This window comes from Peptoniphilus senegalensis JC140 (assembly GCF_000321025.1).
Lineage (GTDB): Bacteria > Bacillota > Clostridia > Tissierellales > Peptoniphilaceae > Peptoniphilus_A > Peptoniphilus_A senegalensis.
In genome coordinates, this window is the sequence record NZ_CAEL01000041.1 from 1 (window position 1) to 1055 (window position 1055).

The following is a 1055-nucleotide window of genomic DNA, read 5'->3' on the forward strand; positions in this document are numbered from 1 at the left end:
GATAAGTTGTAAAATTAAATGCGACACTAAATAAAAAATAAAAACTCATATTAACTAACTTCGTGTAAAATGTTAGTAACGACAAAAACACACACGGAGGTCAATATGAGTCATAAATATCTTACACTAAATGAAAGAAATAAGATAGAGGTTTTACACAAAGAAGGATATTCTTCTAGAAGAATATCGAAAATTTTAGGTTTTCACCATTCAACAATATCTAGAGAACTAAAAAGATGCAAGGGAACTTACAAGGCAATAGATGCAGATAAAGACAAGAGATATAAGTCATCACATAAAGGAAGAAAAACTAAATATACTGATACCATAAAAAATATAATCCTAAATAAACTAAACTCTAGATGGTCACCAGAACAGATAGCATCTACCGTGCTAGCTAGAATAGTTTCTTTTAAAACCATATATAATTGGATTTATTCAGGATTTATTGAATTCGACCTAAGCAAACTTAGAAGAAAAGGAAAATCAAGAAAGTCTAAAGAAACTAGAGGAAAGTTTAATATTGGAACCTCTATAAGAAAAAGACCTAATATAGTTAAAAAGAGAGTAGAATTCGGTCATTGGGAATTAGATACTGTTGTGTCATCAAGAGGAAAAAGCAAAGGATGCTTCGCAACCTTCGTTGAAATGAAATCAAGGTTCTATATAGCTTTACCGATGAAAGATAGAAGCAAAGATTCAATGCTTGAAGCTATGAAAAAGCTAATAAAATCTCTACCAAAATTTGCTTTAAAAAGTTTCACTTCAGATAGAGGTAAGGAATTTGCTTGTTATAAAGAAATTGAAAATATGGGAATAGACTTCTATTTTGCCGACCCATATTCAGCATGGCAAAGAGGAAGTAACGAAAATTCAAATGGTTTATTAAGAGAATATTATCCAAAGAAAACAGATTTGGCTAAAATTGAAGTTGAAGATTTAATTAAAAATATAATGGAGCTTAATAATAGACCTAGGAAGTGTCTAAATTATCAAACTCCGTTTGAAATATTTATGCACGAACTTAGTTTAGAGTAAGTGTCGCAATATTATTT

At 29.8% G+C, this 1055-nt stretch carries 1 protein-coding gene; it reads left to right on the top strand.

All coding sequences use genetic code 11. The annotated features are described in order from the left end of the window. Positions 1-105 precede the first annotated feature (105 nt). Complete coding sequence (locus PTSHG_RS00010; protein WP_026088806.1) at positions 106-1038, top strand: IS30 family transposase; 933 nt, start codon at positions 106-108, stop codon at positions 1036-1038. The last annotated feature ends 17 nt before the right edge of the window (positions 1039-1055 follow it).

Coding starts and splice junctions, on each gene's coding strand:
- PTSHG_RS00010 (WP_026088806.1), top strand. CDS start 106: ATGAGTCATAAATATCTTACACTAAATGAAAGAAATAAGATAGAGGTT.